The sequence below is a fragment of the Pseudomonas sp. GW821-FHT07E12 genome, assembly GCF_058986605.1.
On record NZ_JBYSVX010000013.1, the window covers coordinates 87,887 to 112,448 of the forward strand.

24 protein-coding genes and 1 pseudogene are annotated in these 24,562 nt (G+C 67.3%); 14 read left to right on the forward strand and 11 right to left on the reverse strand.

Annotation, left to right across the window (positions count from 1 at the left end; translation table 11 throughout):
• Window positions 1–16 precede the first annotated feature (16 nt).
• The 5 genes from AC3WJE_RS09790 to AC3WJE_RS09810 all read left to right on the forward strand — a co-directional run bounded on the left by AC3WJE_RS09790 (window position 17) and on the right by AC3WJE_RS09810 (window position 2,558).
• Window positions 17–658 (forward strand): DUF2589 domain-containing protein, encoded by a 642-nt coding sequence (locus AC3WJE_RS09790; RefSeq protein ID WP_493730601.1) that lies wholly within the window; start codon window positions 17–19, stop codon window positions 656–658.
• 100 nt (window positions 659–758) lie between these two features.
• On the forward strand, window positions 759–1,016 hold the full coding sequence (locus AC3WJE_RS09795; RefSeq protein WP_493730602.1) for a hypothetical protein: 258 nt from the start codon (window positions 759–761) through the stop codon (window positions 1,014–1,016).
• A gap of 117 nt (window positions 1,017–1,133) precedes the next feature.
• On the forward strand, window positions 1,134–1,556 hold the full coding sequence (locus AC3WJE_RS09800; RefSeq protein WP_493730603.1) for a hypothetical protein: 423 nt from the start codon (window positions 1,134–1,136) through the stop codon (window positions 1,554–1,556).
• Window position 1,557: 1 nt separating this feature from the next.
• A complete protein-coding gene (locus AC3WJE_RS09805) occupies window positions 1,558–1,749 on the forward strand; it encodes a hypothetical protein (RefSeq protein WP_493730604.1) in 192 nt (63 codons plus the stop codon).
• 59 nt (window positions 1,750–1,808) lie between these two features.
• Window positions 1,809–2,558, forward strand: a complete 750-nt coding sequence (locus AC3WJE_RS09810) for a hypothetical protein (RefSeq protein WP_493730605.1) — start codon at window positions 1,809–1,811, stop codon at window positions 2,556–2,558.
• A 54-nt stretch (window positions 2,559–2,612) separates the two neighbouring features.
• Here the strand turns inward: AC3WJE_RS09810 and AC3WJE_RS09815 are convergent, their stop codons facing one another.
• The 10 genes from AC3WJE_RS09815 to AC3WJE_RS09860 form a co-directional block, all read right to left on the reverse strand.
• Complete coding sequence (locus AC3WJE_RS09815; protein WP_493730606.1) at window positions 2,613–3,113, reverse strand: lysozyme; 501 nt, start codon at window positions 3,111–3,113, stop codon at window positions 2,613–2,615.
• 64 nt (window positions 3,114–3,177) lie between these two features.
• On the reverse strand, window positions 3,178–4,317 hold the full coding sequence (locus AC3WJE_RS09820) for a hypothetical protein (protein ID WP_493730607.1): 1,140 nt from the start codon (window positions 4,315–4,317) through the stop codon (window positions 3,178–3,180).
• The gene (locus AC3WJE_RS09825; protein WP_493730608.1) at window positions 4,298–5,011 is read right to left on the reverse strand and encodes a hypothetical protein; all 714 of its coding nucleotides are present in this window, start codon (window positions 5,009–5,011) and stop codon (window positions 4,298–4,300) included. Before AC3WJE_RS09825 ends, AC3WJE_RS09820 begins: the two co-directional genes overlap by 20 nt.
• Window positions 5,012–5,109: 98 nt before the next feature.
• Window positions 5,110–5,919 (reverse strand): hypothetical protein, encoded by an 810-nt coding sequence (locus AC3WJE_RS09830; protein ID WP_493730609.1) that lies wholly within the window; start codon window positions 5,917–5,919, stop codon window positions 5,110–5,112.
• The gene (locus tag AC3WJE_RS09835) at window positions 5,916–6,866 is read right to left on the reverse strand and encodes a 2OG-Fe dioxygenase family protein (RefSeq protein ID WP_493730610.1); all 951 of its coding nucleotides are present in this window, start codon (window positions 6,864–6,866) and stop codon (window positions 5,916–5,918) included. Before AC3WJE_RS09835 ends, AC3WJE_RS09830 begins: the two co-directional genes overlap by 4 nt.
• A gap of 1,000 nt (window positions 6,867–7,866) precedes the next feature.
• Window positions 7,867–9,906: an FUSC family protein gene (locus AC3WJE_RS09840; protein ID WP_493730611.1), complete on the reverse strand. Its 2,040-nt coding sequence runs from the start codon at window positions 9,904–9,906 to the stop codon at window positions 7,867–7,869.
• 3 nt (window positions 9,907–9,909) lie between these two features.
• Entirely contained in the window at window positions 9,910–11,373 is a 1,464-nt protein-coding gene (locus AC3WJE_RS09845) for an efflux transporter outer membrane subunit (RefSeq protein WP_493730624.1), read from the reverse strand.
• A gap of 2 nt (window positions 11,374–11,375) precedes the next feature.
• Complete coding sequence (locus AC3WJE_RS09850; RefSeq protein ID WP_493730612.1) at window positions 11,376–12,320, reverse strand: efflux RND transporter periplasmic adaptor subunit; 945 nt, start codon at window positions 12,318–12,320, stop codon at window positions 11,376–11,378.
• Window positions 12,317–12,526, reverse strand: a complete 210-nt coding sequence (locus AC3WJE_RS09855) for a DUF1656 domain-containing protein (RefSeq protein ID WP_493730613.1) — start codon at window positions 12,524–12,526, stop codon at window positions 12,317–12,319. The genes AC3WJE_RS09850 and AC3WJE_RS09855 overlap by 4 nt, the downstream gene beginning before the upstream one ends.
• A gap of 81 nt (window positions 12,527–12,607) precedes the next feature.
• Window positions 12,608–13,048, reverse strand: a complete 441-nt coding sequence (locus tag AC3WJE_RS09860) for a MarR family winged helix-turn-helix transcriptional regulator (RefSeq protein ID WP_493730614.1) — start codon at window positions 13,046–13,048, stop codon at window positions 12,608–12,610.
• Window positions 13,049–13,453: 405 nt separating this feature from the next.
• Here AC3WJE_RS09860 and folE point away from each other — a divergent pair, with 405 nt between their 5' ends.
• The 4 genes from folE to AC3WJE_RS09880 all read left to right on the forward strand — a co-directional run bounded on the left by folE (window position 13,454) and on the right by AC3WJE_RS09880 (window position 19,827).
• A complete protein-coding gene (gene folE, locus AC3WJE_RS09865; RefSeq protein ID WP_493730615.1) occupies window positions 13,454–14,059 on the forward strand; it encodes a GTP cyclohydrolase I FolE in 606 nt (201 codons plus the stop codon).
• A gap of 13 nt (window positions 14,060–14,072) precedes the next feature.
• Window positions 14,073–15,542: a DUF3375 domain-containing protein gene (locus AC3WJE_RS09870; RefSeq protein WP_493730616.1), complete on the forward strand. Its 1,470-nt coding sequence runs from the start codon at window positions 14,073–14,075 to the stop codon at window positions 15,540–15,542.
• Window positions 15,529–16,203 (forward strand): DUF4194 domain-containing protein, encoded by a 675-nt coding sequence (locus AC3WJE_RS09875; protein ID WP_493730617.1) that lies wholly within the window; start codon window positions 15,529–15,531, stop codon window positions 16,201–16,203. The genes AC3WJE_RS09870 and AC3WJE_RS09875 overlap by 14 nt, the downstream gene beginning before the upstream one ends.
• Window positions 16,204–16,284: 81 nt before the next feature.
• Window positions 16,285–19,827: an SbcC/MukB-like Walker B domain-containing protein gene (locus tag AC3WJE_RS09880; RefSeq protein WP_493730618.1), complete on the forward strand. Its 3,543-nt coding sequence runs from the start codon at window positions 16,285–16,287 to the stop codon at window positions 19,825–19,827.
• 80 nt (window positions 19,828–19,907) lie between these two features.
• On the opposite strand, the gene AC3WJE_RS09885 is transcribed toward AC3WJE_RS09880, so the two are convergent.
• Window positions 19,908–20,684 carry a sulfite exporter TauE/SafE family protein gene (locus tag AC3WJE_RS09885; RefSeq protein WP_493730619.1) on the reverse strand — a complete coding sequence of 259 codons (777 nt, stop codon included), beginning with the start codon at window positions 20,682–20,684 and terminating at the stop codon, window positions 19,908–19,910.
• 89 nt (window positions 20,685–20,773) lie between these two features.
• Here AC3WJE_RS09885 and AC3WJE_RS09890 point away from each other — a divergent pair, with 89 nt between their 5' ends.
• From AC3WJE_RS09890 to AC3WJE_RS09910, 5 genes and pseudogenes are all read left to right on the forward strand, one after another.
• Window positions 20,774–21,166, forward strand: a complete 393-nt coding sequence (locus AC3WJE_RS09890; protein WP_493730620.1) for a VOC family protein — start codon at window positions 20,774–20,776, stop codon at window positions 21,164–21,166.
• A 76-nt stretch (window positions 21,167–21,242) separates the two neighbouring features.
• Window positions 21,243–21,662, forward strand: a complete 420-nt coding sequence (locus AC3WJE_RS09895) for a YchJ family metal-binding protein (protein ID WP_493730621.1) — start codon at window positions 21,243–21,245, stop codon at window positions 21,660–21,662.
• 292 nt (window positions 21,663–21,954) lie between these two features.
• On the forward strand, window positions 21,955–22,137 hold the full coding sequence (locus tag AC3WJE_RS09900) for a hypothetical protein (RefSeq protein ID WP_493730622.1): 183 nt from the start codon (window positions 21,955–21,957) through the stop codon (window positions 22,135–22,137).
• Window positions 22,127–23,332 (forward strand): annotated as a pseudogene (locus AC3WJE_RS09905) (lytic murein transglycosylase); the annotation flags it as partial. The gene AC3WJE_RS09900 and the pseudogene AC3WJE_RS09905, both read left to right, overlap by 11 nt.
• Window positions 23,333–23,419: 87 nt before the next feature.
• Window positions 23,420–24,292: a D-hexose-6-phosphate mutarotase gene (locus tag AC3WJE_RS09910; protein WP_493730625.1), complete on the forward strand. Its 873-nt coding sequence runs from the start codon at window positions 23,420–23,422 to the stop codon at window positions 24,290–24,292.
• The last annotated feature ends 270 nt before the right edge of the window (window positions 24,293–24,562 follow it).

Consider the following 24,562-nt stretch of genomic DNA (forward strand, 5'->3'; position numbering starts at 1 on the left):
ACAGGAGTAAGCCGCAATGCCCGACGAACTCGTCAATATATCCAGTCAGTTCAAGGGTCTGCCGATGAGTGATCTTATCGGTGGCCCGTTGAGTGCCGCCTGCGATTCGCAGATCAAGCTGGCCCAGGCCACTGCGAACTTCATCCGCACGGTGGGTTTCCTGCCGCCGGATCCTGCCAACACCGATCCCAACGCGGTCGGCAACACCCGCACCGCGCTGTTCCGCTTCAAGCGCCCGGTCGACAACCTCGACCCGGCGACCAAGGCGACGCAGCCGTTCTCCGAGGAAGAAGTGGAGCTGGAGGTGCCGCTGCTGGCGATCGTCAAGGTCCCCAACCTGAGCATCTACAGCGTGGACGTGAATTTCGAAATGGAGGTCAAGTCTTCGTTCTCCGCCAAGGAGAGCCAGGATTACCAGGCCAGCATGCAGACCGAGATCAAGGTCGGCTGGGGCATCTTCTCGGCGAAGGTCAACATCCAGGGCTCGGTGGCATCGCACAAGGAGAACACCCGCACCTCGGACAACTCGGCCAAGTACACCGTGGCCGTGCATGCCGAGGACAAGGGTATGCCCGAAGGCCTGGCACGGGTGCTGGACATCCTTCAGACCTCCGCCGCGCCACGCAAGGTGAGTGCACCGGTGCCGGTGCCGGCCTGAGATGGGTGCCCGACCCATGCTGATCGATACCTCCGCGGAATGACCCGTCGCGTCGCGATGACGCGGCGGGTCCGGCGTTTCCATTGCAGGGACTCTCTTCATGTTCGATCTGAATGACGTCAAGTTCGTCAAACGCGTCGTGGTGGGCAGCAACAACCCCACCCAGATGCTCACCGATGCCGATCTGGCCGAGGCACAGAACCTGTTGAACCGCTGCCTGAGCGATACACCCAAGGGTTCGATCCTGGGTATCGAGCGCAGCTTCACCATTCTGCAGATCGGCGAGCACCAGGTGGTGTTGCAGTGGCTGGCCTATCACGTGGGATTCCCGCGCAGGCCGATCTGGATGACCGATTAGAGCGTGTCATGCACTTTTCCATGAGTGCGAGGCCGTCCGTGAGCGTCGCGACAAGGCGTGCGCTGGCGACCAACGCATGAAAGTACATGACACGCTCCAACCGGCCGGGAGGCACTGATGGCCGAGCATCGGCTGGATGATCTGATCGACACCCTGGCGCAGGCGCTGTTCCGCACCCGGCATCGCTGCGCACACCGGCATCTGCAACGGTTGCAGGCGCGACTGGGCGGGCAGACGCTGGACGTCAACCGCCTGGTCGATGGCGAGTGGTGGCGCGAGGCGGTGCCGCTGGCCGAGCTGGTCACGCCGCTGGGCGTCCTGGCCACCACGCTGGAAGTGCGGATCGACTGCGAGCTGGAAGAACTGGCCGGCGCCGATGGCGAGCCCGAGGCGATCGTGCTGTATCCCACCCATGAGCGTGCCGAGCACTGCCTGACGATCTGCCTGCGTGGCGGTTCGCCGTTGAATGGTGAAGTGCTGCTGGACGGGCAGATCCTGCGGCATTTCAGCGTGGATCCGCGCAGCGTTGGAGGGTACTGACATGGTCCGTCCCGATCGTTTGCGCCTGCGGCTGTCCGACGAGGACGCGCGTCAGGTGCGCGAGTGGCTGGCGCCGGTGTTGGCGCGCAAGCGTGTCGCTGCGGCGCGTCAGCGCCGTCGCCGCCGGAACTACCTGCTGCTCATGCTGTGGTTGCTGGCGCTGATCGTGGCGTTGCTGACCCGTTATTTCTGATTCCGAGAGGTCGCCGGCGCGTGGCCCGGTGGCTGCTTCCCACCACCAAGGAGTACACGATGCGCACACTCGCCCATTCCCAACGCTGGGGATTGCTGACCCTGCTGGTACCGCTGCTGGCGCAGGCACAGGCCAGTCCCGACGCGGCCAACCCGGCGGCCTGGGCCGGATCGGACCGCGTCGACGCTCGACCATCGTCGCTGCGTCTGACGCTGCAACCTTCGACCGACAGCCTGCAGCTCGCCTTCGGCGAACCGCGCAACTGCCGTCTCGACGCGCGCCTGACCGGCACCGAAGAAGGCCAGGCGCAGTACGACGTCACCAGCGTCAACGGTGGCCGCTACTGCAACCAGCTGTATCCCGGGCGTGTGCGGCTGGACGTGCGGGGCGGGCAGGCGATGCTGAAACTGGACAACGCGGCGCTGCAGTCGGAGTGGTCGCTGTGGCCGCTTGGCCAGGCGCCTGCCGACGCGATCGTGCCGGCCGAGCTGCGTGGCCGCTGGAGTACGACGGTGACCAAAGAACGCATCCGCATGAGCCTGGATCTGCAAGCGCAGGATCCGGGCGATGCCAACAGCACGCTGGTTTACGAGAGCCCGCGCAACTGCCGTGTAGCGCTGCGCTACGAAGGCGCCAGCGCCGGCGGATCGTGGTACTCGGTCAAGCCCGGCAATGGCGGTGTGGCCTGCGATCGCCTGGCCGGGCGCTGGATCATCGTGCAGGCCAGCGCTGAAGGCGCCAGCGTGCGCATCGAGCCGGCATTGGGCGAGGAGTGCGTACCGTCCTGCGCGTTTCTGCGCGGTAAGTAGTGGTGCGATCAGGCGGCCGCGGCCCGAGAGAGGCGCCGCGGGCCGCGTTGCCGCTCACCAGTGCGCGTAGCTGCCGGCGCTGTACATCTGCCACTCGGCGTTGCGCCGGTTGACCAACCCCTTCATCACCTTGCCCTGTGAGCGATTCCACGCCATCCAGGCTGCTTCCAGCCCGCTGAAGGTGGTGATGGCCTGCGGATCATTGATCAGCTTGACCACCGATGAGCGGGTGAAGTTGGCCGGGCCGATGTTGTAGCAGAGGATGGTCATCGCATCGAACTGGTGCTGCGTTGGCGCGACGTTGATGCAGCGGTTCACCGCATGCTCGAACGGCCCCAGGTCCTGGCGCAGCAACTGCTCGGCCTCGGCCAGGGTGATGCCCTTGCCCAGGCGCTCCCATTCGGTACGCGCGATCAAATGCCCGTAGCCGATGGTGGCGCCGGCGACCCAGTGGCTGACCTGCTTGCCGGTCTGGTCGTCGTAGGGTTGCAGGCGCTGGCCTTCCACCTGCTTGAGCCAATCGATCCCTTGCGGGCTCAGTGTCATCGTGTTCATCGCGGATCCTCATGAGGTCTGGCGCATCCAGGAGAGGTCGCCACGCCGTGAGCCGGCGCGGGTGTCATTTGCGATCGGGCAGCTTGAAACCGATGTAGGTGCCGGAACTGAGACCCATCAGTCCGAGCAGGGTCGGGCTGAGCTCGGGCATGCTCAGGTTGTTGTAGACGCCGGACAGGAAGATCACGCTCAGGATCAGCGTGAAGGCGAAGATCTGGAATCGATCGAAGCGATAGCCGTGCTCATCCGACAGCAGGTCATGCAGCAGGCCCTTCGAGACTGCTTCCGGCGCCGGCGCCTGCATCGCCTGCAATTGCCGATCGATCTGGGTCAGGCGTTGCCGCGCGGCCAGCTGACGTGCGCGTAGATCGCCGCCGCCGGCTTCGCCCGGATCCTGCCAAAGCTCGCGCGCGTTCAACGTCTGCAGCAGTTGCTGGCGCTCGGCCAGCAGCGGAGCGTGGCGCGAGTCTTGCGCGGGCGCACCGCCGGCATCGATCACCGTCTCGCTCAGCGCGGTGCCGGCGCTGATGCCGAGCAGCGCCAGCAGCGAGGGATTGATGGTGTCGGTGGCGTCGGTGACCAGCCAGATCGCGGTGTAGGCCAGGTAGATCAGGAAGAACCACACCGCCATCTGGAAGCGGCCCAGGTCGTACGGACGCAGCCCGGGGCCGGGTTTGCGGATGATGCTGGTGGTGCGTGCCAGCTGCACGAACACTGCCAGCGTCACCACCACCAGCAACAGCGCGATGCCGCCGTAGACCGGCGAAATCACCGTCAGCGGAACACGCCGGGTTTCGTCGTAGACGCTATCGAACGGCGAGCCATCCACCGCGCCGATGCTGAAGGTGACCGGACGCTGCAGGCCCTCGGGCGCACCCAGCAGATCGGTCCAGACCGTGCGGCTTTCCTCGACGATGCGCAGATGGAACAACACGCGTCCACGTGCAAGATCGATCGTCTCGGGCGTGTTGCCTGGAATGGCGCGGCCATCGATGAAAGGCACCAGTCGACGCGCATCGTTCTGCGCCGCCCATTCGGCCAGATGCTCGACCCGCGCCTCGATGGTGTAGTCCAGTTCGAGATGGCCCTGCAGATGGATGACGCGCGGTGCGTTCTGTGCGGAGGCTGCTGTGGCGATCGCCAGCAGCAGCGTGCCCAGCAGCACCTGCCGCAGGCGCCGGAAATCAAGCCGTGGGCATCGCATGCCATTGCGCCTCATCGTTCCCGGTCCGGGTGTCGAGGTAGCCGATGATCCAGCCGAACGGTATCGGTGTCAGGAACGCTACTTCCGCGGTGTCGGCGACGTTGACGATGGCGATCAGCCCGGCGGCCGACTGTTGCAGTGCGGAGTCCACGCTGCCATTGCCGTCTGCGCTGGTGAGCAGGCGTGGCCGTACGCTGCGTGGGATCTCCAGCAACTCGAGCGGTGCCGGTTGCGGCGGGTCCAGCATCGGCGTGGCACCGAGCAGTCTGGAGGGCAACAGGTACAGCGGCTGTGGACATTCGATGCGATACACATAGCGCCCGCCCGTGCCGCCGCCACCGGTGGTTGTTTCGGTGGAGATGTGCAGGCTGTCGCGATCGGTTTCCTTGCGGATCTTCTGGTACAGATCGCCGAGCGTGAACAGCGCCGGTCGTGGCGGTTGCCCGTTGGCCGCGCGTACGTGGTTCTTCAGGAAATCCCAGAACGCCTGCGCGCGCCGGTAGCCGGGCTCATCATGCAGCGGCGTGATGTCACCGACGGCCAGCCCGGGCGAGCAGGTGTCGGCATCGACCAGGCACCGCCGCAACAATCGCTGCAGCTGTGCGGGGGTCTGTGGATTCCACGGCTGGAAGCCTCTTGCTTCGCGGATATCGGCGGGCGGGCGGCTGTCACCTCGGTAAATGACGTAGGCCATTGCGTGTGCTCCCTCGATGTCAGGCAGTCAGGACACGCCGGTGCGTGTCCCCAGCACAGGTATAGGACGCCGGCACAAGCGGTGTTTTTCGCGGTGTTTCAGCGCTTTGCCGAGGTGTTCCAGCGATGCTTCTGAACGCGTCGTGTCGTGGGCTGTGTTCGCTCGGCGGAGATGATCGCCACGCTGGCCGCGCTGTACGGAAACACGCCCTGGTCGGATACCTCGGTCGCACCGGATTCCGGAAAGGTCAGGCGCTTGCGCCCGGCGATCACGCGCTCGACGGTGATCTGGTCGGCCATCGCGCCCATTTGCAGCGGCTGGGTGAACACCTCCACGCTGATGCCCATGCGGCCGTGTCCCCGCACCGGCTGCGCGAACACCAGATCGACCGAACGCCCCGGGTCGATGACATGCCAGCCCGAGGCCTCCTGGGTGAAGCCGAACTGCGCGCTGCGGCCATCCAGCGCCGGCTCCAGATGGAACGGGCGCAAGCCGATCGGCAACGACACCGGCTTGTCCTGCAGCAACGTGTTCTGCCGCCAGGGCGCCTGCAAGCCATCGCCCAGCGCCAGACCGATCTGCACATCCAGCACCACGAAGCTGAGTTCGCCGACATTGCTGATCGTGATCGTGTTGAGGGTATCGACACCGTTGCGATCACGCGCATCCAGCTCACTGCTGATCGACACCGATGCCAGTGCGCGCTGGTGTTCCCACAACGTCGGTCGCGACGACAGCCATGCATCCAGCGCGATTACCAACGAGACGCCGGCGATGGTCAGCGGCAAAGCCTGCTCGGCCACCAGGTGCACCAATCGGAACAGCCGGTCGCGCCAGGGCGTGGGCGGTTTGCGCAGCTTCGCGCTGCTGCGTCGGGACGCAGCTCGTTCGTGTGCGTGAGGACTCATAAGGCAAGCGTCGGCAGCACGCGTGCATCGATACCGAGGATCATCCGGTAGCCCTCGCTGCCGGGCGGGTCGGCGTGGATCGCCGAGACCTCGTGCCACAGCGACGAGCCGGTATCGGGCTGGAACAGGCCCTCGCCCTCGCCAAGCTCGTACTCGAGCAGCACCGGGCCGGTGGTGCCCCGCCGCACCCGCGAGAGCCCGCCGCGAATGCCACGGCGACGCACCACCAGTGCCGAGACGATGTAGTCCGCGCCATCCTGGTGCAGCCCTTCCGGCGCCGGTTCGGCCGCGCCGCGTGCGCTCGCGACCGTCATCATCTGGTGCACCGCCATCTGCAGTTGCGACGCGCCGCAGCGCTCATGGATGGTCTCGGCGACACCGCTGATCAGGCGCAGCATGTCCGGGTGATAGGTAAGCGCCATCGCCAGCGGTGCGAACACGCGTCGTGGCGCACGTCCGGCGGCCGCGGGTTGCTCGAAGCTGGTGTCGGCCAGCGGTTGCAGTTCCCACTCGGCGGTGGACAGACGCGCCAGCAGGTACTTGCGCAGCGCGCGACGACGATGCGGCTGGACCCGCAGCAATGCATCGCGCAGCACGCGGCGCAGTGAGGCGAGCAGCAGCGGCCACCTGGTTTCGGCATCGGCGCCGTCGCAGGCATCCAGTAGCTGGCACTGCAGCGGCGTCAGGATGCTGCGATAGCGCTGCAGCATCTGCCGTCTTCGGCGGGCGACGTCGTAGTGATCCCAGGGCAGCTCGTCGGCACGCGCGGCGACCACGTCCAGGAACGAGCTGTGCATGCCGAGCTGTTCCATGCGGAACACCTGCGGTACGGCGGCGCGGCTGCGTGGATGTGGCAGCGCGCGCGCAGTGCATTGCACTGCGCGCAGGTCGTCCGTGTTGGTTAAGGGGGAGGGTGATCCGGAAGCAGGAGCGGCCAGGGTGTACATGCGCGATCTCTCGGTAGGGAATGACATCGCGGTCGCGTCGGTGCCGGATGCACCTGCTGTATAGCGATGGGGGGATTTCCCTGGAGGACGCGGTGTTGCGGGGGTTTGTCCGGGTTGATCAGTCGATGTTGGTCGATCGATGGGGGGTGGTTTTCGATCTGGGGAGGGGAGGCGGTGTCGTCGCTCTCGCGGGGCTCATCTAACGTCGTTCTCGCGTAGGCGGGGACCCAGTGACTTCCACGTGATCTCTCTACCGTCATCTCCGCGTAGGCGAGGATCCAGCGACTTTCGCGCGATCTCTCTACCGTCGTCCCCGCGCAGGTGGGGATCCAATGACTTCCACGCGATCTCTCCACCGTCGTCCCCGCGAAGGCGAGGATCCAGTGACTTTCGCGCGATCTCTCTACCGTCGTCCCCGCGCAGGCGGGGATCCAGCGACTTTCGCGCGATCTCTCTATCGTCATCCCCGCGAAGGCGGGGATCCATGGACGTTGCTTGTTGGGTTTGACGTTGTAGTGACGGCAACTGCGACTGCAAAGGCAAAGGCTTTCGCTCCTTCGGAGCGAGTTACCTTTCTTTGCTCGTGCAAAGAAACGTAACCCAAAGAAACACGCCCCAGTCCTCGCGCCCTTCGCTGCGCTACGGGTCCACTGCGCCAACGGGATTTTCTGACGCGGCATCCATGCCGCGGCAGAAAACGACGTGCATCCATGCACGTCGCCCTTCGGGTTCTTCCCGCTGGCTCCGTCGCTGCGGATGGGGGCCCCGGGAAAGTCAAAGGCAAAGAGCAACAGCAAAATCACAAGCAACAGCAACAGCAACAGCGGCCGCGGGTGTCGATTTTTCTTGTGATATGTACGAGCGGCGCAGCACATCACCACGCATCGGTGTGCTGATGTGGGCTGGGAAATGGTTCGTTGCTTTGCCATGCGGCGACGGTGCTGGAGGCCGTCACGTGATGCATCGGTCGGAAAACCCGCCGCAGTGAGTTGTTAGCTTCTCAGCGTGCGCTATGCGGCACGGCCGTGCTGGTATCCGTTACCGGTGCATGATCGGGAAACAGGCCATAACGCAGTCCCATCACGCCGAGCAGCGCTTCGTCGCGGGCTTTGCCGGGTTCCACCGTCTGCACGCGCTTCAACGAGGCTTCCAATCGTGCCTGCAGTTCGGCCGGGGCTGGCAGTGGGCGGCGTTGGGCGACCTGGGCGCGGTAGTGTGCGGCGACGTCGGCCAGGATCGCTTCGACGGCTTCCATGCTCGGTTGCGGCAAGCCATGCCGTGCGCGTCGCAATTGCAGGATGTTCAGGCCGATGCGGACTTCGCCGAGCATGTCGATCGAGGCCAGGTCGCTGCCTTCGGGGGCGGCGGCCAGGCGTGGGGCGAGCAGGCCCAGCAGGTCGAGCATGCGGGCGGTGAAGCGGCGGCGATCCTGTTGACCACGGCCTTCGGCGGCTTCGGCCAGGGTGGTCCAGCCCTGGCGTACCAGCCGGCGTGCGGTCCATTCGGCGCCGACCGAGCGGAATACCCGGGTCATTACCACCGCGAAGCCAATGCCGAGGATCATCGATACCGCGGCGTTGATGAAGCTCTGGATGTTGGCGTTGTAGGTGTTCTGCAGGCTCAGCAGCGCCACCAGGTTGATCGCGAACGGCAGCGCGATGAGCGAGCCCTTGGGGTGATGCAGCATCAGACCCATCGGCAGGAACACGACGGCCAATACCAGCACCAGCATGCCGAAGTCGTGGATCGCCGGGAAAATGCCGAACTGGTAGATGCCGGCGACCACGCTGGCGACCACCGCCCACAGCAGGAACGAGAGCATGCGCGGTGCCGGGTCGTCCTGCGCGGCGAAGAACGCGGCGGTCACCGCCGCCATCATCGCGCCCATGCCGCCGCCTTCCCAGCCGATGCCGATCCACAGCACGCAGTACGCCATCAGCGCGGCGCCGGCGCTGAGCGCGGAGAACACGGTCATGCCGTAGTCGATATGTCGCGCCGGGCCGATCCGCTCGCTGCGGATGCGGTAGTGGCGGGCTTCGCGCGGCGCGGTGCCGTGTTCGATTGCATCGCTCAGGGTGCAGCAGTCCTGCCAGAGGTCGAGCAGATCCTCCAGCCGCAGCAGCAGCGAGGCCAGCAGCAGGCGATCCAGGTCCTGGTCGATCTGCGGCTGCAGCGCGGCCACGCGTTGGCGCAGCGCGGCGTAGTGAGCGGGATCGGCATCGAGTGGGGCGCCCAGCCAGGTTTCGATGTCGGCGATCAGCGGTGGCAGGTCGGCCGGCAGCGCGCGGCCACGAGCGTGCAGCGTGCCTAGCCGATCGCCGATCGAGGACAGCACCGGCAACAGCAGCAACATGCGTTCGCGCAGGCGCTCCATCGCCTGTGCGGCACCCGCATGGCGCGGGTCGTCGCGGCGCAGGAATTCGATCAGCGTCTCGAACTGCACCAGATCGGCGGCCAGCCGGTTGCGTGGCGCCTGCGCCTGGCCGCGCGCGAGGATCTCGCGACACCACTGCGCCGCATCGCCCATCCAGCCTTTGACCTTCGCGGTCAGCATCGGCTGCACCGAGGCCGGGAACACCAGTGAGGCGAACAGCACCGCCACCACCGTGCCGAGGATGATCTCCTCGCTGCGCGCCACTACGGTGTCGAAGATGGTCTCCGGCGTGGTTACCGCCGGGAAGCCGATGAACGCGGCGGTGTAGCCGGCCAGCATGAAGGCGTAGCCGCGCGGGCCGCGATCGAGCAGCGCCAGCAACAGGCACAGCGACAGCCACAACGACATCACCGCGCTCAGCAGCAGCGGCGTTTCCACCAGATTGGGCAGCATCACCAGCGTGGCCACGCCGCCGATCAACGTGCCGAGTACGCGGTAGGCCCCCTTGGCGCGGGTCGGCCCGAGCATCGGCTGAGTGACGATGTAGACCGTCGCCATTGCCCAGTACGGCCGTGACAGGTTGCCGGCCAGCGCGATGTACAGCGTCGCGATCGACGCCAGGAACGTCTTGATCGAAAACAGCCACGCTTGGCGATCGAACAGCATCGGTCAATCCCGGTGGCTGGAGGAGGCGTCCGCAGGCGTGCCGGCGTCTTCCTTCCAGCCGCCGCCGAGCGCGAGGAACAACTGGATCTGGTCCTGTGCCACCTGTGCCTCGGCGTTGGCCACGGTGATGTCGGTGCTGGCCAGGGTGCGATCGGCGTCCAGGCTGGTCAGGTACGGGTTGCGCCCGGCCTGGTACAGGCGACGATTCTGATCGGCGGCCAGATGCGCCTGTTGTTGCGCCTGAAGCAGCGATTGCAGGCGCTGCTGGTCCTGCGCGTACTGGCTCAGCGCGGTCTGCACCTCGCGCAGGGCTTCCAGCACGGTGTGGTCGAACTGGGCGAGCGCGGCATCGGCACCGGCTTCGGCGGCGCGCACGCGCGCATGCGCGGCCTTGCCGGGGATCGACCAGGAAATCAGCGGCCCGATCCCGAACATCTGCGTGGCCGGGCTGCCAAAGGTGCCGAGCGTGCCGAGTGCACCGACGGAGGCGCCGAAGCGGATCTGCGGATACATGTCGGCGGTGGCCACGCCGATCCGGGCGGTGGCGGCGGCCAGCCTGCGCTCGGCCTCGCGCACGTCAGGGCGGCGCGCGAGCAGGGCACGGCCGTCGCCGATCGGGATCGGCTGGTTGATTTCCGGTGGCTGCCGGCAATCGGCGATGCCCTCGGGCAACTGCCCCGGGGTGCGCCCGAGCAGCGCGGCCAGCTGGTATTCGGCGGCCTGGCGCTTGGCGCGCAGTGGCGGCAGCGCCGCTTCCAGCGTGGCGACCTGGGCCTGGGCGCGGGCCAGGTCGGGTGGGGTGCCGCGACCGGCGCTGAGCAGCCGCTGCGCCACCTCGCGTCCGCGCTTCTGCAGATCGACCGAATGCTGCGCCACGGCCAGCTCGCGGTTGGCGTGACAGATGCTGATGTAGCTGCCGGTGACGCGCGCCACCAGCGCCACCTTGGCCAGATCGAGCGCGGCCTGGGCGGCTTCGCTGTCGGCGTGTGCGGCCTGCTCGCCGCGCTTGAGCTTGCCGAACATGTCGAACAGGTAGGAGACGCCGACCTTGGCCTCGCCGAGGTTCATCACCGGCAGCTGTTCTTCCTGCAACAGGCTCTCGCCGGACAGGCGCGCACGCTCGGCGCTGGCCTCGACCTCGAAGTCGGGGCCGGCCGCGTCCTCGGCGACGCGGTACAGCGCATCGGCGCGGTGGAGATTGGCGACCGCGACCTTGAGCTCGACGTTGTCGCGCAGCGCGGTTTCCACCAGCGAATCCAGCGCCGGCGAGCGGTACAGCGACCACCAGCGATCCGGCAGCGGCGCGCTGGGCTGGATCCGGGCATCGCCGGTGTCCAGGAAGGCGCCGTTGGCTTGCGGCCGCTGATAGGCCGAGTCCTTGGGAATCTCGTAGTCCGGGCCGACCGTGGTGCAGGCGGTCAGGCTCGCCAGCAGCAGCGTGATGCCCAGCCGGCGCGGCAATCGCATGTTCACGGCCGCGCTCCGTCGTTGGCCTTGGCCGCATCGCGGTGCGGGCGGATGTTGACCGTGGCGGTGCGCCCGGCGATCAGTTGCACGTCCTCGGGTACCGAGTCCAGCGCGATCCGCACCGGAATGCGCTGCGCCAGCCGCACCCAGTCGAAGGCCGGGGTGACGTTCGGCAACAGCGTGCTGCCGTCGCTGCGATAACGGTCCTCGATGCCGGCGGCGATGCTCTGCACGTGCCCGCGCAGCACGCGCGGCTCGCCCATCAGATGGATCTCGACCGGCTGGCCGGGACGCACACCGCGCAGGCGGGTCTCCTCGAAATAGCCATCGACGCGGAACGAGCCGGTATCGAGCACCGCCAGCACCGGCTTGCCGGTGACCACGTAATCGCCGACCCGCACCGTGCGGTCGCTGACGCGGCCGTCGCTGGGGCTGCGCACCTGCGTGCGTGCCATGTTCAACGTGGCCAGGTCGACCGCCGTCTGCGCGGTCTGCACCGCCGAGCGCGCGGCTTCCAGCGCCGATTCGGCGGCTTCCAGCTTGGCGCGGCGCACTTCCGCATCTTCGGTGGCGACCAGATCCTTGAGGCTGCGATCGCGCGCGGTCTCACGGCGCAACTGCGCGGCGGAGGTCTCGCTCTGGGCGACGCTGGCGCGGCGTTCGGCCAGCGCTGCCTGGGCCTGCTCCAACGCTAACTGGTAGCGCGAGCGGTCCACCACGAACAGCACCTGGCCCTTCTTCACCGCGGCGTTGTCATCGACCTCGACCTGCTCGACCAGCCCGGACACATCCGGCGCCACCCGTGCCACGTCGGCCGACAGGTGCGCATCGCGCGTCCATGGCTCGTCCATGTAGTAGTGCCACAGGTGCTTGAGCACGAACAGCGCGATCACCACCAGCGCCAGGGTCAACAGCGCCGGACCAGCCGCCTTCATCAGTTTCTTCATGGTTGCATCCAGCGCGAAAGGAAAAACAGGCCGCCCAGCAGCACGATGTAGAGCGCCAGGTTGAACAGCGGCGGATGCCAGATGTGGCGGTACGCGCCGAGCCGCGTGAGCACATGGCCCAGCGCGCTGGTCAGCAGGTAGGCGAGCGTCATCAACGCCAGCAGCGTCGGAATGAACACGCCGTAGAGACTGAATTCTCCGAACATCGTCGTATGGTTCTTGCGGGTCGTGAAAATGAGGAAAAGGTGCGGCGTCGGCTGCACCCCGGTGTAGCGGGTTGCGATCGATCAGGGCGCCCTGTCGCCGGCATCGCCGAGCAGGCGCCACAGTTTCAGCGCGGTATCGATCTCCCCCGGTGACAGCGTGCCGAACACCTCCTGGCGCAGCTCCACCAGCCGCGCTTCCAACTGACCGACCAGGGCCTGTCCGGCCTCGGTCAACCACAGCTGGTTGGCGCGGCGGTCATGGGCATCGTTTTCACGGCGCACCAGCCCCTGCTCGCCGAGTCGATCCAGCAGGCGCACCAGCGACGGGCCTTCCATGCCCAGTCGCTGGGCCAGCGCGACCTGGCGGATGCCGCCGCCGGAGCGGCCGATCAGCAGCAGCGGCGAAGTGCAGGCGCCGGAGATGCCGAACGGCTCCAGCGCCGCATCGACCAGGCGCTGCCACTGGCGGCTGGCGAGCAGCAGGCCGCCGCTGAGCTGGGCGAGGGAGGAGGGGGTGTCCATGGATAATGCATAGGATGCTACTGTTTCAGAAATGAATCAACTTCGACGGGCATCCCCGGGCCGGAGGGTTCGTCACCGTTCATGCCGGCGACGTAGAGCGTGTCATGCCCTTTTTCATGAGTGCGAAGCCGCTTTTGGCGCGTCGAGACAAGGCGTGCGCTGCCGCCCAGGCAGGTCGCCTGGGCAAAGCGCGCAACGCAGTATCGGCGCGCCAAAAGCGACTTCCCGGAGGGTTGGCCGTCAGCGGCACGGAGCCGGCGCCACGCGGCTTGCCTTGGCCGCCAGCCAAGGCCGCGCCACCTGACACCGGCTCCGCACCGCTCACGGCCAACGCATCTCATGAAAAAGGGCATAACACGCTCTAGCCACTCGGGTACCATGCACGCCCCTCACGGGTGCTTGCGCATGAACGACTCCAAGAAAACCCCCGACTCCCCCGTCAGCCAGGCCCAGGCCGAAGACGCCGTGCGCACCCTGCTGCGCTGGGCCGGCGAGGACCCGTCGCGCGAAGGCCTGCTGGACACCCCGCGCCGGGTCGCCGAGGCCTATGGCGACTGGTTCAGCGGCTATCGCGAGGATCCGCGCGCCTACATGGAGCGCACCTTCGAGGAAGTGGCCGGCTACGACGAGCTGATCGTGCTGCGCGACATCGAGTACGAAAGCCACTGCGAGCACCACATGGCGCCGATCATCGGCAAGGTCCACGTCGGCTACCTGCCGGCCGGCAAGGTGGTGGGCATCAGCAAGCTGGCACGCGTGGTGGAGACCTACGCGCGGCGCTTCCAGGTGCAGGAAAAGATGACAGCGCAGATCGCCCAGTGCATCCAGGACGTGCTGCAGCCGCTGGGCGTCGGCGTGGTGGTCGAAGGCGCGCACGAGTGCATGACCACGCGCGGCATCCACAAGCGTGGCGTGTCGATGGTGACCTCCAAGATGCTCGGCAGCTTCCGCGAGGACGCCCGCACCCGCGCCGAGTTCCTGCGCTTCATCGAAGTGGGCGGCAAGCGCTGATCCGAGGCGTCGCATGAAGCACGGTGCGCGCATCGCCCGTTATCGCGCCTTGCGCGAGCAGGCCTCGTGGAAGCTGCTGGCTGCCGACCACGCGCCGGAGGTGATCGGGCTGTTGCAGGGCCTGTTGCTGGACGGCGAGCGTCGATTGCCGGCCGGCGTGCTGCACGAGCGCCTGCAACGCCGGCTCGATGAACTCAACGCCGAGCAGCTCTCGCGCGAACTGCCGCGCACCGCGCAGGCCTACGTCGCGCACTGGCTGGCGCAGGGCTGGCTGGAGCGGCGCCTGCCCGAGGGCGCGCAGCAGGAGGAATACGAGCTGTCCACCCAGGCCGCGCAGGCGATCCGCTTCATCGATGGATTGGAGAGCACGCGCAGCGCCGCCACCGAGAGCCGGCTGGTGCTGGTGATCCAGCAGTTGTCGCAACTGGCCGCGCAGACCGAATCCGATCCGGATTCGCGCCTGTCCGCGCTGCGCGACGAGCGTGACCGCATCGACGCCGAAATCGCCCGTGTGTCCGCCGGCAAGGTCGCCGCGCTGGACGGCAAGCGCGCGCTGGAGCGTGCCCGCCAGGTGATCGCGCTGGCCGATGAGCTGGCCGAGGATTTCCGCCGCGTGCGCGACGACTTCGAGCGGCTCAACCGCGACTTCCGTGAACGCATCATCGACGACGAAGGCGAGCGCGGCGACGTGCTCGCGCGCCTGTTCGAAGGCATGGACGTGATCGCCGAGAGCGAGGCCGGGCGCAGCTTCGAAGCATTCTGGTCGCTGCTCAACGATGCCGAGCAGAGCGCCCAACTGGATGCCGCACTGGAAGCGGTGCTGGCGCGCGGCTTCGCCCGCAAGCTCGATCGCGGCGAGCGCGGTTTCCTGCGTGGGCTCACCGGCACCATGCTGGAGCGCGGCGGCGAGGTCCACGACGTCATGCAGCACTTCGCGCGCAGCCTGCGCGGCTTCGTGCAGAGCCGCGGTTATCTGGAACAGCGCCGGCTCAATCAATTGCTCAAGCAGGCCCAGGGCGAGGCGCTGGCACTGCGCGAGCACATCCCGGCGCAGCGCAGCATCGGTCGCGATCTCAAACTGACCACCAGCCGCCTGCGCTCGATCGCGCAATGGCGCCTGCACGATCCGCGCCAGACCCAGGTCGATGGCAGCGTGCAGCGCAACGACGCCGCGGCGATCTCGCTGGACAGTGTCGGCGAACTGGTCGCGCAGTCGGAAATCGACTTCCGTGGCCTGCGTCGCGACCTGCACGAGCTGCTCGGCGAGCACGCGCAGCTCTCCATTGCCCAAGTGCTGCAACGGCGCGAAGCGATGCAAGGGCTCGGCAGCGTGATCGGTTACCTGTCGCTGGGCACCCGCCATGGCGTGATCGCGGCCGGCGAGCAGGAACTCGCGCAATGGCGCGGCGGCGACGGCCAACTGCGTCGCGCGCGCATCCCGTTGATCTGGTTCACCCAGGAGAAACGCCATGAACTGGCTTGAACACGACGCACTCGAAGCCGAGCCCGCGAGCATCGCGCCGGCCGAGGCCAGCACCGGCCTGTTCCCCGGCGACAGCGGCACATTGCCGCTGGAAGCACGTCGCGCGCTGTGCCAACTGCTGGCCGGCCCGAGCATCGACGCCCAGCGTCACGGCAAGCTGTGGCCGGCGCTGTTGCGCAGTGAAGCGGCGATCCGCAGTGCGTTGTCGGACCTGTTCCTGGAACTGGTGCTCGATCGCGAAGCCGGTATCGCCTTCACCCGCCAGGCCGAGGTCGGCGAGCTGGAAGCGCCGGTGCTGCTGCGTTCCTCGCCGCTGACCTTCATCGACTCGGCGCTGCTGCTGCACCTGCGCCAGCAACTGGCCGAAGCCGACGTGCGCGGCGTGCGCGCGGTGGTCGAGGAAGCCGAGCTGGCCGAGTCGCTGTCAGTCTACGAAAAGAACCTGTCCACCGACCGCGCCGGCTTCGTGCGCCGCGTCGCCGCCGCCGTGGCCAAGATGAAGGACAACCACATCCTCACCCGCCTGCGCGGCGACGAGGAACGCTACGAAGTCTCACCCGCGTTGAAGCTGCTGTTCTCGGCCGAGGACGTGGCTGCGCTGGCGCAGGTCTACCGGCAGCTGCGCGAGAGCGCCGCGCCGGCGGTCGAGGACGCGGCATAACCGCGACGACCGACACCGATCGCGACGGGCCGTGCCAAGCGCAGCCATCCGCCGCAGGAACCCCATTTTCCAGGACCAGGCATGAGCCGTTCCCGTTCTTCCGCTTCCCCGTTGTTCGTTGCCGACCTGCCTGATCCACGCGCGCAGCAGTTCCGCATGCGCCGCCTGCAGGTACACAACTGGGGCACCTTCTCCGGCCTGACCGACGTACCGGTCGCCGAGCAGGGCTTCCTGTTCGTCGGCCGCTCCGGTTCGGGCAAATCGACCTTGCTGGACGCGATGTCGGCCGTGCTGACCCCGCCGAGCATCGTCGACTTCAACGCCGCCGCGCGCGAAGCCGAACGCAGTGGCCGCGACCGCTCGCTGGTGTCCTACGTACGCGGCGCCTGGGCCGACCAGCACGACAGCGAATCCGGCGAGATCGCCACCCAGTACCTGCGCAAGGGCGCCACCTGGAGCGCACTGGTGCTGGAGTACCGCGATGGCGAAGGCCACGTGGTCAGCCTGGTGCGGCTGTTCTGGATTGCCGGTAACGGCTCGGCTGCCGCCGACGTGCGCAAGCACTACATGGTGGCCGAACGCGCCTTCGACATCGCCACCGACCTGGGCGGCTTCGATCTGGACCTGCGCCGCTTGAAGCAGCGCCTGGACGACGTGCATCACTTCGACAGCTTCGCCGGCTACGCCGAGCGCTTCCGTCACCAGCTCGGCATCGGCAACGAGATGGCGCTGAAGCTGCTGCACAAGACCCAGTCGGCCAAGAATCTCGGCGACCTCAACGCGTTCCTGCGCGGCTTCATGCTCGACGAGCCGCGCACCGTCGAGGCCGCCGAACGGCTGGTGGCCGACTTCGCCGAACTCGACGGCGCCCATCAAGCGGTGGTCACCGCGCGGCGGCAGGTCGAGACCCTGCAACCGGCGCGCGCTCACCACGCAGAATTGATGGCGCTGCGTCGTCGTCGTGGCGAGCTGGACGAACTGAAGCTCGGCGTAGACGCGTACCGCGAGCGTCGCCGCCTTGAGCTGATCGACATTCGCCTGCAGGAACTGGACACCCACGATCGCGGCCTGGCCGGCGAAGAAGGCCAACGCCGCGCCGCGCTCGATAATCACCAGCAGCGCCTGAGCGATCTGGAACGGCAGCGCCGTGAGCAGGGCGGTGAGCGCATCGACGAACTGGAGCGCGAACGCGCACGCGTCGAAGCCGAGCGTGACCAACGCGTCAAGAAACGCAGCCAGGCCGAGCAGGCCTGCCGCCAACTCGACCAGACCCTGGCTTCCAGCGCGCACGGTTTCGCCGAGCAGGCTGCTGCCGCGCGCGCGTTGCTCGAAGACGGTCAGCGTCACACCGTCGAACTGGACGAGGCGATCGGCGAGCGCATCGCCGGCAAGCGCGACGACGCCAAGCGCTTCGCCGAGGTGCGCATCGAGATCGACGCACTCAAGCGCACGCCCTCCAGCATCCCCGCGCCGATGCAGGCGTTGCGCGCCCGCATGAGCGAAGAGACCGGCGTGCCCGAGGCAGCGTTGCCGTTCGTCGGCGAGCTGATCCAGGTGCGCGAGGACGAGGCGCCCTGGCGCGGCGCGATCGAACGCGTGCTGCACAGCTTCGCGCAATCGCTGCTGGTCGATGAGCGCCACCACGCCGAGGTTGCCGCCTGGGTCAACCGCAGCCACCTCGGCACGCGCCTGGTCTATTACCGCGTGCGCCGCAACGACGACGTCCTGACCACGCGCGAACCGTCAGCGCGTTCGCTGCTGCACAAGCTGGAACTGCGCGATCACGCCTTCGCCGGCTGGTTGCGGGTCGAGCTGGGCAAGCGCTTCGATTACGAATGCGCGGCCGACGCCAAGGCGCTGCGCAACGTCGATCGCGGCATCACCCGCGAAGGCCAGGTCAAGCATCCCGGCGATCGTTACGAAAAGGACGACCGTCACGCGATCGGCGACCGCAAGCGCTGGCTGCTCGGTTTCGACAACCGCGCCAAGCTGGCGCTGTTCGAACGCGAAGCGCAGGAACTAGCGCAGCGCATCGCCGCCTGCGACGCCGATGTCGTGGCGCTGCGTGCAAAGCGCGAACAGCACGACCGTCACCGCCTCGCCGCACATACCGTGGCCAACCTCGCCTGGGACGAGATCGACGTCGCCGCACCGCTGCAACGGCTGGACGACATCGCCGCCGCACTGCACCTGCTGCGCGAAGGCGACGCCAACCTGCGCGCGCTGGGCGAAGCGATCGAGCGCGCGCGTGGCGACATCAAACAGGCCGAGCGCACCTACGAAGGCGCGCGCGAGGAGCGCATGAAACTGAGCGGCGAGCGCGAGCGCTGGGAAAAGACCCGGCTGGGCTGCGCCGATGCCGGCACGCGCGTGGTCACGCCGTTGCAGCAACAGGGATTGGACGAACGCCTGACTGCGCTGGGTGTGCTCAGCCTCGATAACCTGGAAGCGCATTTCCGCCAGATCGGCAACGCGCTTGGCGAGCAGATCGGCGCCAGCCAGCAGGAACACCATCGTCTTGAAGGCCTGCTGCTGGAATGTTTCAAGCGCTACTGCCGCGCCTGGCCCGAAGACAGCGGCGACCTCAGCCCCAGCCTCGACGGTGCCGACGATTTCCTCGCGCGCCTGCAACGCCTGGAACGCGATGGCCTGCCGCAGCACGAGGCACGCTTCTTCGAGCTGTTGCAGAGCCAGAGCAAGAACAACCTGCTGGCCTTGCAGCGCCTCACCGCCGAGGCGGGCAAATCGATCGCCCAGCGCCTGGAAGAGGTCAACGCCAGCCTGGAGCAGGTGCCGTTCAATCGCGGCACCGTGCTGACCATCGAGCTGTCCGACCGGCGCCTGCCCGAGGTGCTGGAATTCCATCAGCAACTGCGCGAAGTGCTCGCCCACCACCAGACCGAAGACCGCCAGATCGCCGAAGCCCAGTTCGCGCTGCTGCGCACGCTGGTGCAGCGGCTCGGCTCGCAGGAAGGCGAGGACCGGCGCTGGCGCGAGCACGTGCTGGACGTGCGCCTGCACGTGGAGTTCGTCGGCGTCGAACTCGACGCGGCGACCCGCCAGCAAGTGGAGATCTACCGCAGCGGCGCCGGCAAGTCCGGCGGCCAGCGCCAGAAACTGGCCACCACCTGCCTGGCCGCCGCGCTGCGCTACCAGCTCGGCGGGCAGGACGGCGAACTGCCGCGCTACGCCGCCGTGGTGCTGGACGAAGCCTTCGACAAGGCCGACAACGAATTCACCGCGCTGGCGATGAACATCTTCGACAACTTCGGTTTCCAGATGGTCGTCGCCACCCCGCTGAAATCGGTGATGACGCTGGAGCCGTTCATCGGCGGCGCCTGCTTCGTCGAAATCAGCGGCCGCCACGACTCCGGCGTGCTGCTGATCGAGTACGACGAGCAGGCCAGGCGGCTGAAACTGCCCGAGCGTTCGCGGGGTGAGGTAGTGCGCGAAGAGCGGGCACTCGTCCCTATCGGGCTGGAGCCGGTCACGGTTCCGGCCGAACCCGAGGCGACACCGGCGCCCGCCGCGCGACGCAAGGTGTCGAAGACCGCGAAGTCGACGCCAACAGTCACGCCGGCGAAGAAGCCGGTTCCGGCCAAGCCAAGCCGAAAGAGCCGCTGAAACCCTGTGGGAGGGACTTCAGTCCCGACAGGCTTTACCGGTAGATCTCCGTCGGGACTGAAGTCCCTCCCACAAACAAGTTACCCAGAGAACGTATCCCACCCCATCTTCGCGATCAGCACCACCACCAGCACCAGGAACAACTTGCGGATCAACGGCGTGCCGCCCCGCAGCGCCAGCCGCGTACCGGTGAACGCGCCGGCAATATTGGCTGCGGCCATCGGCATTGCCGCCGCCATCAGCACCTTGCCGCTCGGTACGAAGAAGCACAGCGCGGCCAGATTGGTCGCCAGGTTCACCACCTTCGAGGCCGCCGAGGCGCGCAGGAAATCCAGCCCGAAGAAGCGGATGAACAGGAAGATCAGAAAACTTCCGGTGCCCGGCCCGAAGAAACCATCGTAGAACCCGATCGCCGCACCCACCGCCAACGCGATCGTCAGCTCACGTCGACCGATCTGACGCGGTCGGTGCAACGCACCGAAATCCTTCTTGATCAGCGTGTAGACCAGCATCGCGATCAGCAACACCAGGATCAACGGCCGCACCGCCTGCTTGGGCATCAGACTGACCGCGGTGGCACCGAGGAACGCGAACACGAACGCGGCAGCGGTCGCATACAGCACCGGCCGCCACGGAAAGCGCACGTTGCGCGCGAAGCGCCAGGCCGAGGTGGCGGTGCCGGCCATCGAGCCGAACTTGTTGGTGCCCAGCAGCACCGCGGGCGATTGCTGCGGCAGCGCAGCAAACAGGCCGGGCAGCTGGATCAGCCCGCCACCGCCGACTGCCGCGTCGATCAAGCCGGCGATGAAGGACAGGCACAGCAGCCAGGGCAGTACGTGGCTCAGGGCGTCGTACATGAAGGATTGCAGCAGACGGGCGTGCCAGAATAACCAGGTGGGCAGTCCGCAGGGAACGCCGAACCTCTTCCCGCCAAAGTGAGCCTGTCATGAGCGATGTTCCCGCAGCCGCGGTACTGGCAGTGATCTATGCGCGCAACCTTGAACAGGTGGCCGAGTTCTATCGACGCACCTTGTCGTTGCCGATCACGCAGAAGGAAGACGCCTACGTGATCCTCGGCGATGACCGCTTCGAGGTCGCGGTGGTGAACATGGCCTGCGATGGTGTCGCAGCAGTAACCCCCGTGCAGCGCCGTGAACATACCGCGATCAAGCCATCGTTCCTGGTCGACGATCTGGCGCGCGTGCGTCTGCAGGTGGAAGCGACAGGCGGAACGCTCAAACCGCTGAGCGCAGTCTGGCCGTGGCGTGGGCAACTGCATCTGGATGGCATGGACCCGGAAGGCAATATCGTCCAGTTCCGGCAACGCGAGCCCGGCTGAGCACAGATTCACGGGTGCTGGCGTTTGCGGGTACCCGGCAGATGCATCGATCGAGCGCAGCCGGCACAATCCGGGCATGAGCAAGACCGCTTCGAGCAAGACCGCCTCACGCCCGCCACGCGATCCGTGCCCCTGTGGCCGGCCCCTCGATTACACCGACTGCTGCGGTCGCTGGCATCGCGGCGAGGCCGCACCGGATGCCGAATCGCTGATGCGCTCGCGCTACAGCGCCTACGTGCGTCGTGATGTCGATTACCTGCTGGCGAGCTGGCATCCGTCCACACGCCCGCCCGAACTGACCCTCGACGAATCCGCCGGCGGCCGCACCACCTGGCTCGGGCTCAGCGTGCAGAAAGCAATCGACACGGGAGCCGACACCGCCGAGGTCGAATTCCTGGCCCGCTACCGGATCGGCGGCGCCGCCGCGGTGCGGATGGTCGAACACAGCCGCTTCGTGCGCGAAGACGGCCGCTGGTACTACCTGGACGCCCGGTGACCGTCAGGGCCTGTCATCCATGCCCGGGCAGGCCGCGCGCAGGCGCCCTGCAGGTTGGGCCTGGAAAGTCATCCGCCGGCGCCGCACGGCTGGACCCCCGTCTTCGCGGGGGCAGGACTCTGACCGCCCGTCAGGCGCTGCGCCACGCAACACCGGCCGATGGCTTTCCAGACCCAACGCGACCTGCCCGGGCATGGACGACACGCCCCGGTCTAGACACGGCGTTCGCACGCGATGGCTAAGCTGGCCGGCAACGCGGCGTGGGACGCCGCAGAAACGCGGGGCAACAGCGATGAATACGCTCAGTCTCTGGCAATGGGTGACGGCGATGGTGGTGCTGTTCGGGCTGGTGGTGCCGGCCCTGTTGGCAGTGTGGATGATCTGGCTGCGCCCGGCCGGGCGCCGGGCCCTGCGCGTGGAGCGCCTCGATGAACCGGCCCGGCCGGTGGGGATCGCCCTGCGCGATGGTGCTTAGAACATGGTGTTGGCCGGCGCTGTTGGCCTGGCCGCTGGCCTGCGCAGCCCAGGCCGACGATGCCGCGTTCCGGCAATGCCTGGGCACGCTGCGCAGCCAGGCCGTCACTGCCGGCGTATCGAGCGCGACCTTCGAGCGTGTGACCGCCAACCTGCAACCCGATCCGGGTGTGCTGCAACTGCTCGACGCGCAGCCGGAATTCACCACTCCGATCTGGGACTACCTCGCGGTACTGGTCGATGACGAACGCGTCGCCGACGGCCGCGCGGTGCTCGCCACCCACAAGGCGCTGCTCGACCAGGTCGCTACGCAGTACGGCGTCGATCCGGTCACCGTAGTCGCGGTCTGGGGTGTGGAGAGCGACTACGGCCGCGTGTTCGGCAAGCGCCCGCTGCTGCAATCGCTGACCACGTTGTCGTGCGAGGGCCGCCGCCAGCGTTTCTTCCGTGGCGAACTGCTCGCGCTGCTCAAGCTGATCGACAGCGGTGACCTGAGCGCCGACGGTCTGGTCGGCTCGTGGGCCGGCGCATTCGGGCATACCCAGTTCATGCCCTCCACCTATGCGCGCATCGCGGTCGATGGCGACGGTGACGGCCGCCGCGATCTGGTCGCCAGCATTCCCGATGCCCTGGCCTCCACCGCCAACTATCTGAAGCGCGCTGGCTGGCGCAACGGCGAGCCGTGGGGCGTGGAGGTACGCCTGCCGCCGGATTTCGACTCCGCGCGCGCCGGTCGCACGGCACGTCGCCCATTGAGCCAATGGCTGGCCAGCGGCCTGCGCGATGCCGCCGGCCAACCACTGAGCTTGCCCGGCCTCGCCGCCGACACGCCAGCCGCGTTGCTGCTGCCGGCCGGTCGCAGCGGCCCCGCGTTCCTGGTGTTCCGCAACTACGACGCGATCTACGCCTACAACGCCGCCGAAAGCTACGCGCTGGCCATCGCGCTGCTGTCCGACCACCTGCGCGGTGGTGCCGGCCTGACGGCATCGTGGCCGACCGACGATCCCGCGCTGGGGCGCCTGCAGCGCCGCGAGCTGCAGCGCCTGTTGATCGCACGCGGCTACGACATCGGCAGCGCCGACGGCCTGATCGGCACCGCCAGCCGTCGCGCGATCCAGACCGAACAGCAACGCCTCGGCCTGCAACCGGCCGACGGCCGCCCCAGCCAGCGCATCCTCGATGCCCTGCGCGCCGCGCCATCCGAAACACGCCGAAGCGGTAGCGCCTTCACACTACCGGCGCGTTATCCCCAGTTCCTGCAATCCCCCATCGTGACCAAGACCATGACCCTGCCCAACCTTCCCGGCCTCAGCGCCGGCGATTACCAAGGATTCCCCTCGCTGCTGGTGCAGACCCCGTTCTCCAGCGCCGCCATCAGCCTGTTCGGCGGCCAGCTGCTGTCGTTCGTGCCCAAGGGCGGCCAGGACGTGATGTGGCTCTCGCCGTTGGCCAAGCAACCACCGACCCCGATCCGCGGCGGCACCCCGGTGTGCTGGCCGTACTTCGGCAAGCAGGACCAGACCGGCGACGCGCCCTCGCACGGCTTCGTTCGCACCGTGCCCTGGCAACTGGTGGAAGCCAGCCGCGAGGCCGACGGCACCCTGCAACTGGTACTGGCACCGCCCACGTTCGACGACCTGCCGCTGCGTCTGCGCATGCACCTGCGCATCGGCCGCACCCTCGAACAGGAACTGATCACCGAGAACACCAGCGCCGCCCCGACACGCTTCACCCAGGCATTGCACAACTACTTCCGCGTAGGCGACGCATTGAAGGTCGACGTGCAAGGCCTGGACGGCCTGGATTACCTGGACAAGTACGAGAACTACACCACCGCGCATCGCCAACAGGGCGACTGGAACCTGCGCGACACCCGCGATCCGGGCCGCAGCGACCGCATCTACACCGGCGCCGGCGGCCGCTACACCCTGATCGATCCGGTACTGGGCCGCCGCATCACCATCACCACCGAAGGCAGCCGCACGCTGGTGGCCTGGAACCCAGGCGAGGAAGCCGCCGCCAAGATGGCCGACGTCGGCGACCACTGGCGCGAATACGTCTGCCTGGAAGCCGCCAACGCCGGCCCGGACGTCATCGAACTAGCCGCCGGCGGCCGCCACGTACTCAAGCAGACGATCGGCGTAGAACCGCTCTAACGCGGCTCAACACCAACGGCCAAGCTATCGCTGTTGCTGTTGCTGTTGTTCGTGATTTTGCTTTTTGCAGTTGCCCTTCGCTTTTCCGGGGCCCCCATCCGCAGCGACGGAGCCAGCGGGCAAAACCCCGAAGGGGCGACGTGCATGGATGCACGTCGTTTTCTGCCGCGACATGGATGTCGCGTCAGAAAATTCCCGCTGGCGCAGTGGACCCGTAGCGCAGCGGAGGGCGCGAGGACTGGGGCGTGCTTTCTTTGGGTTACGTTTCTT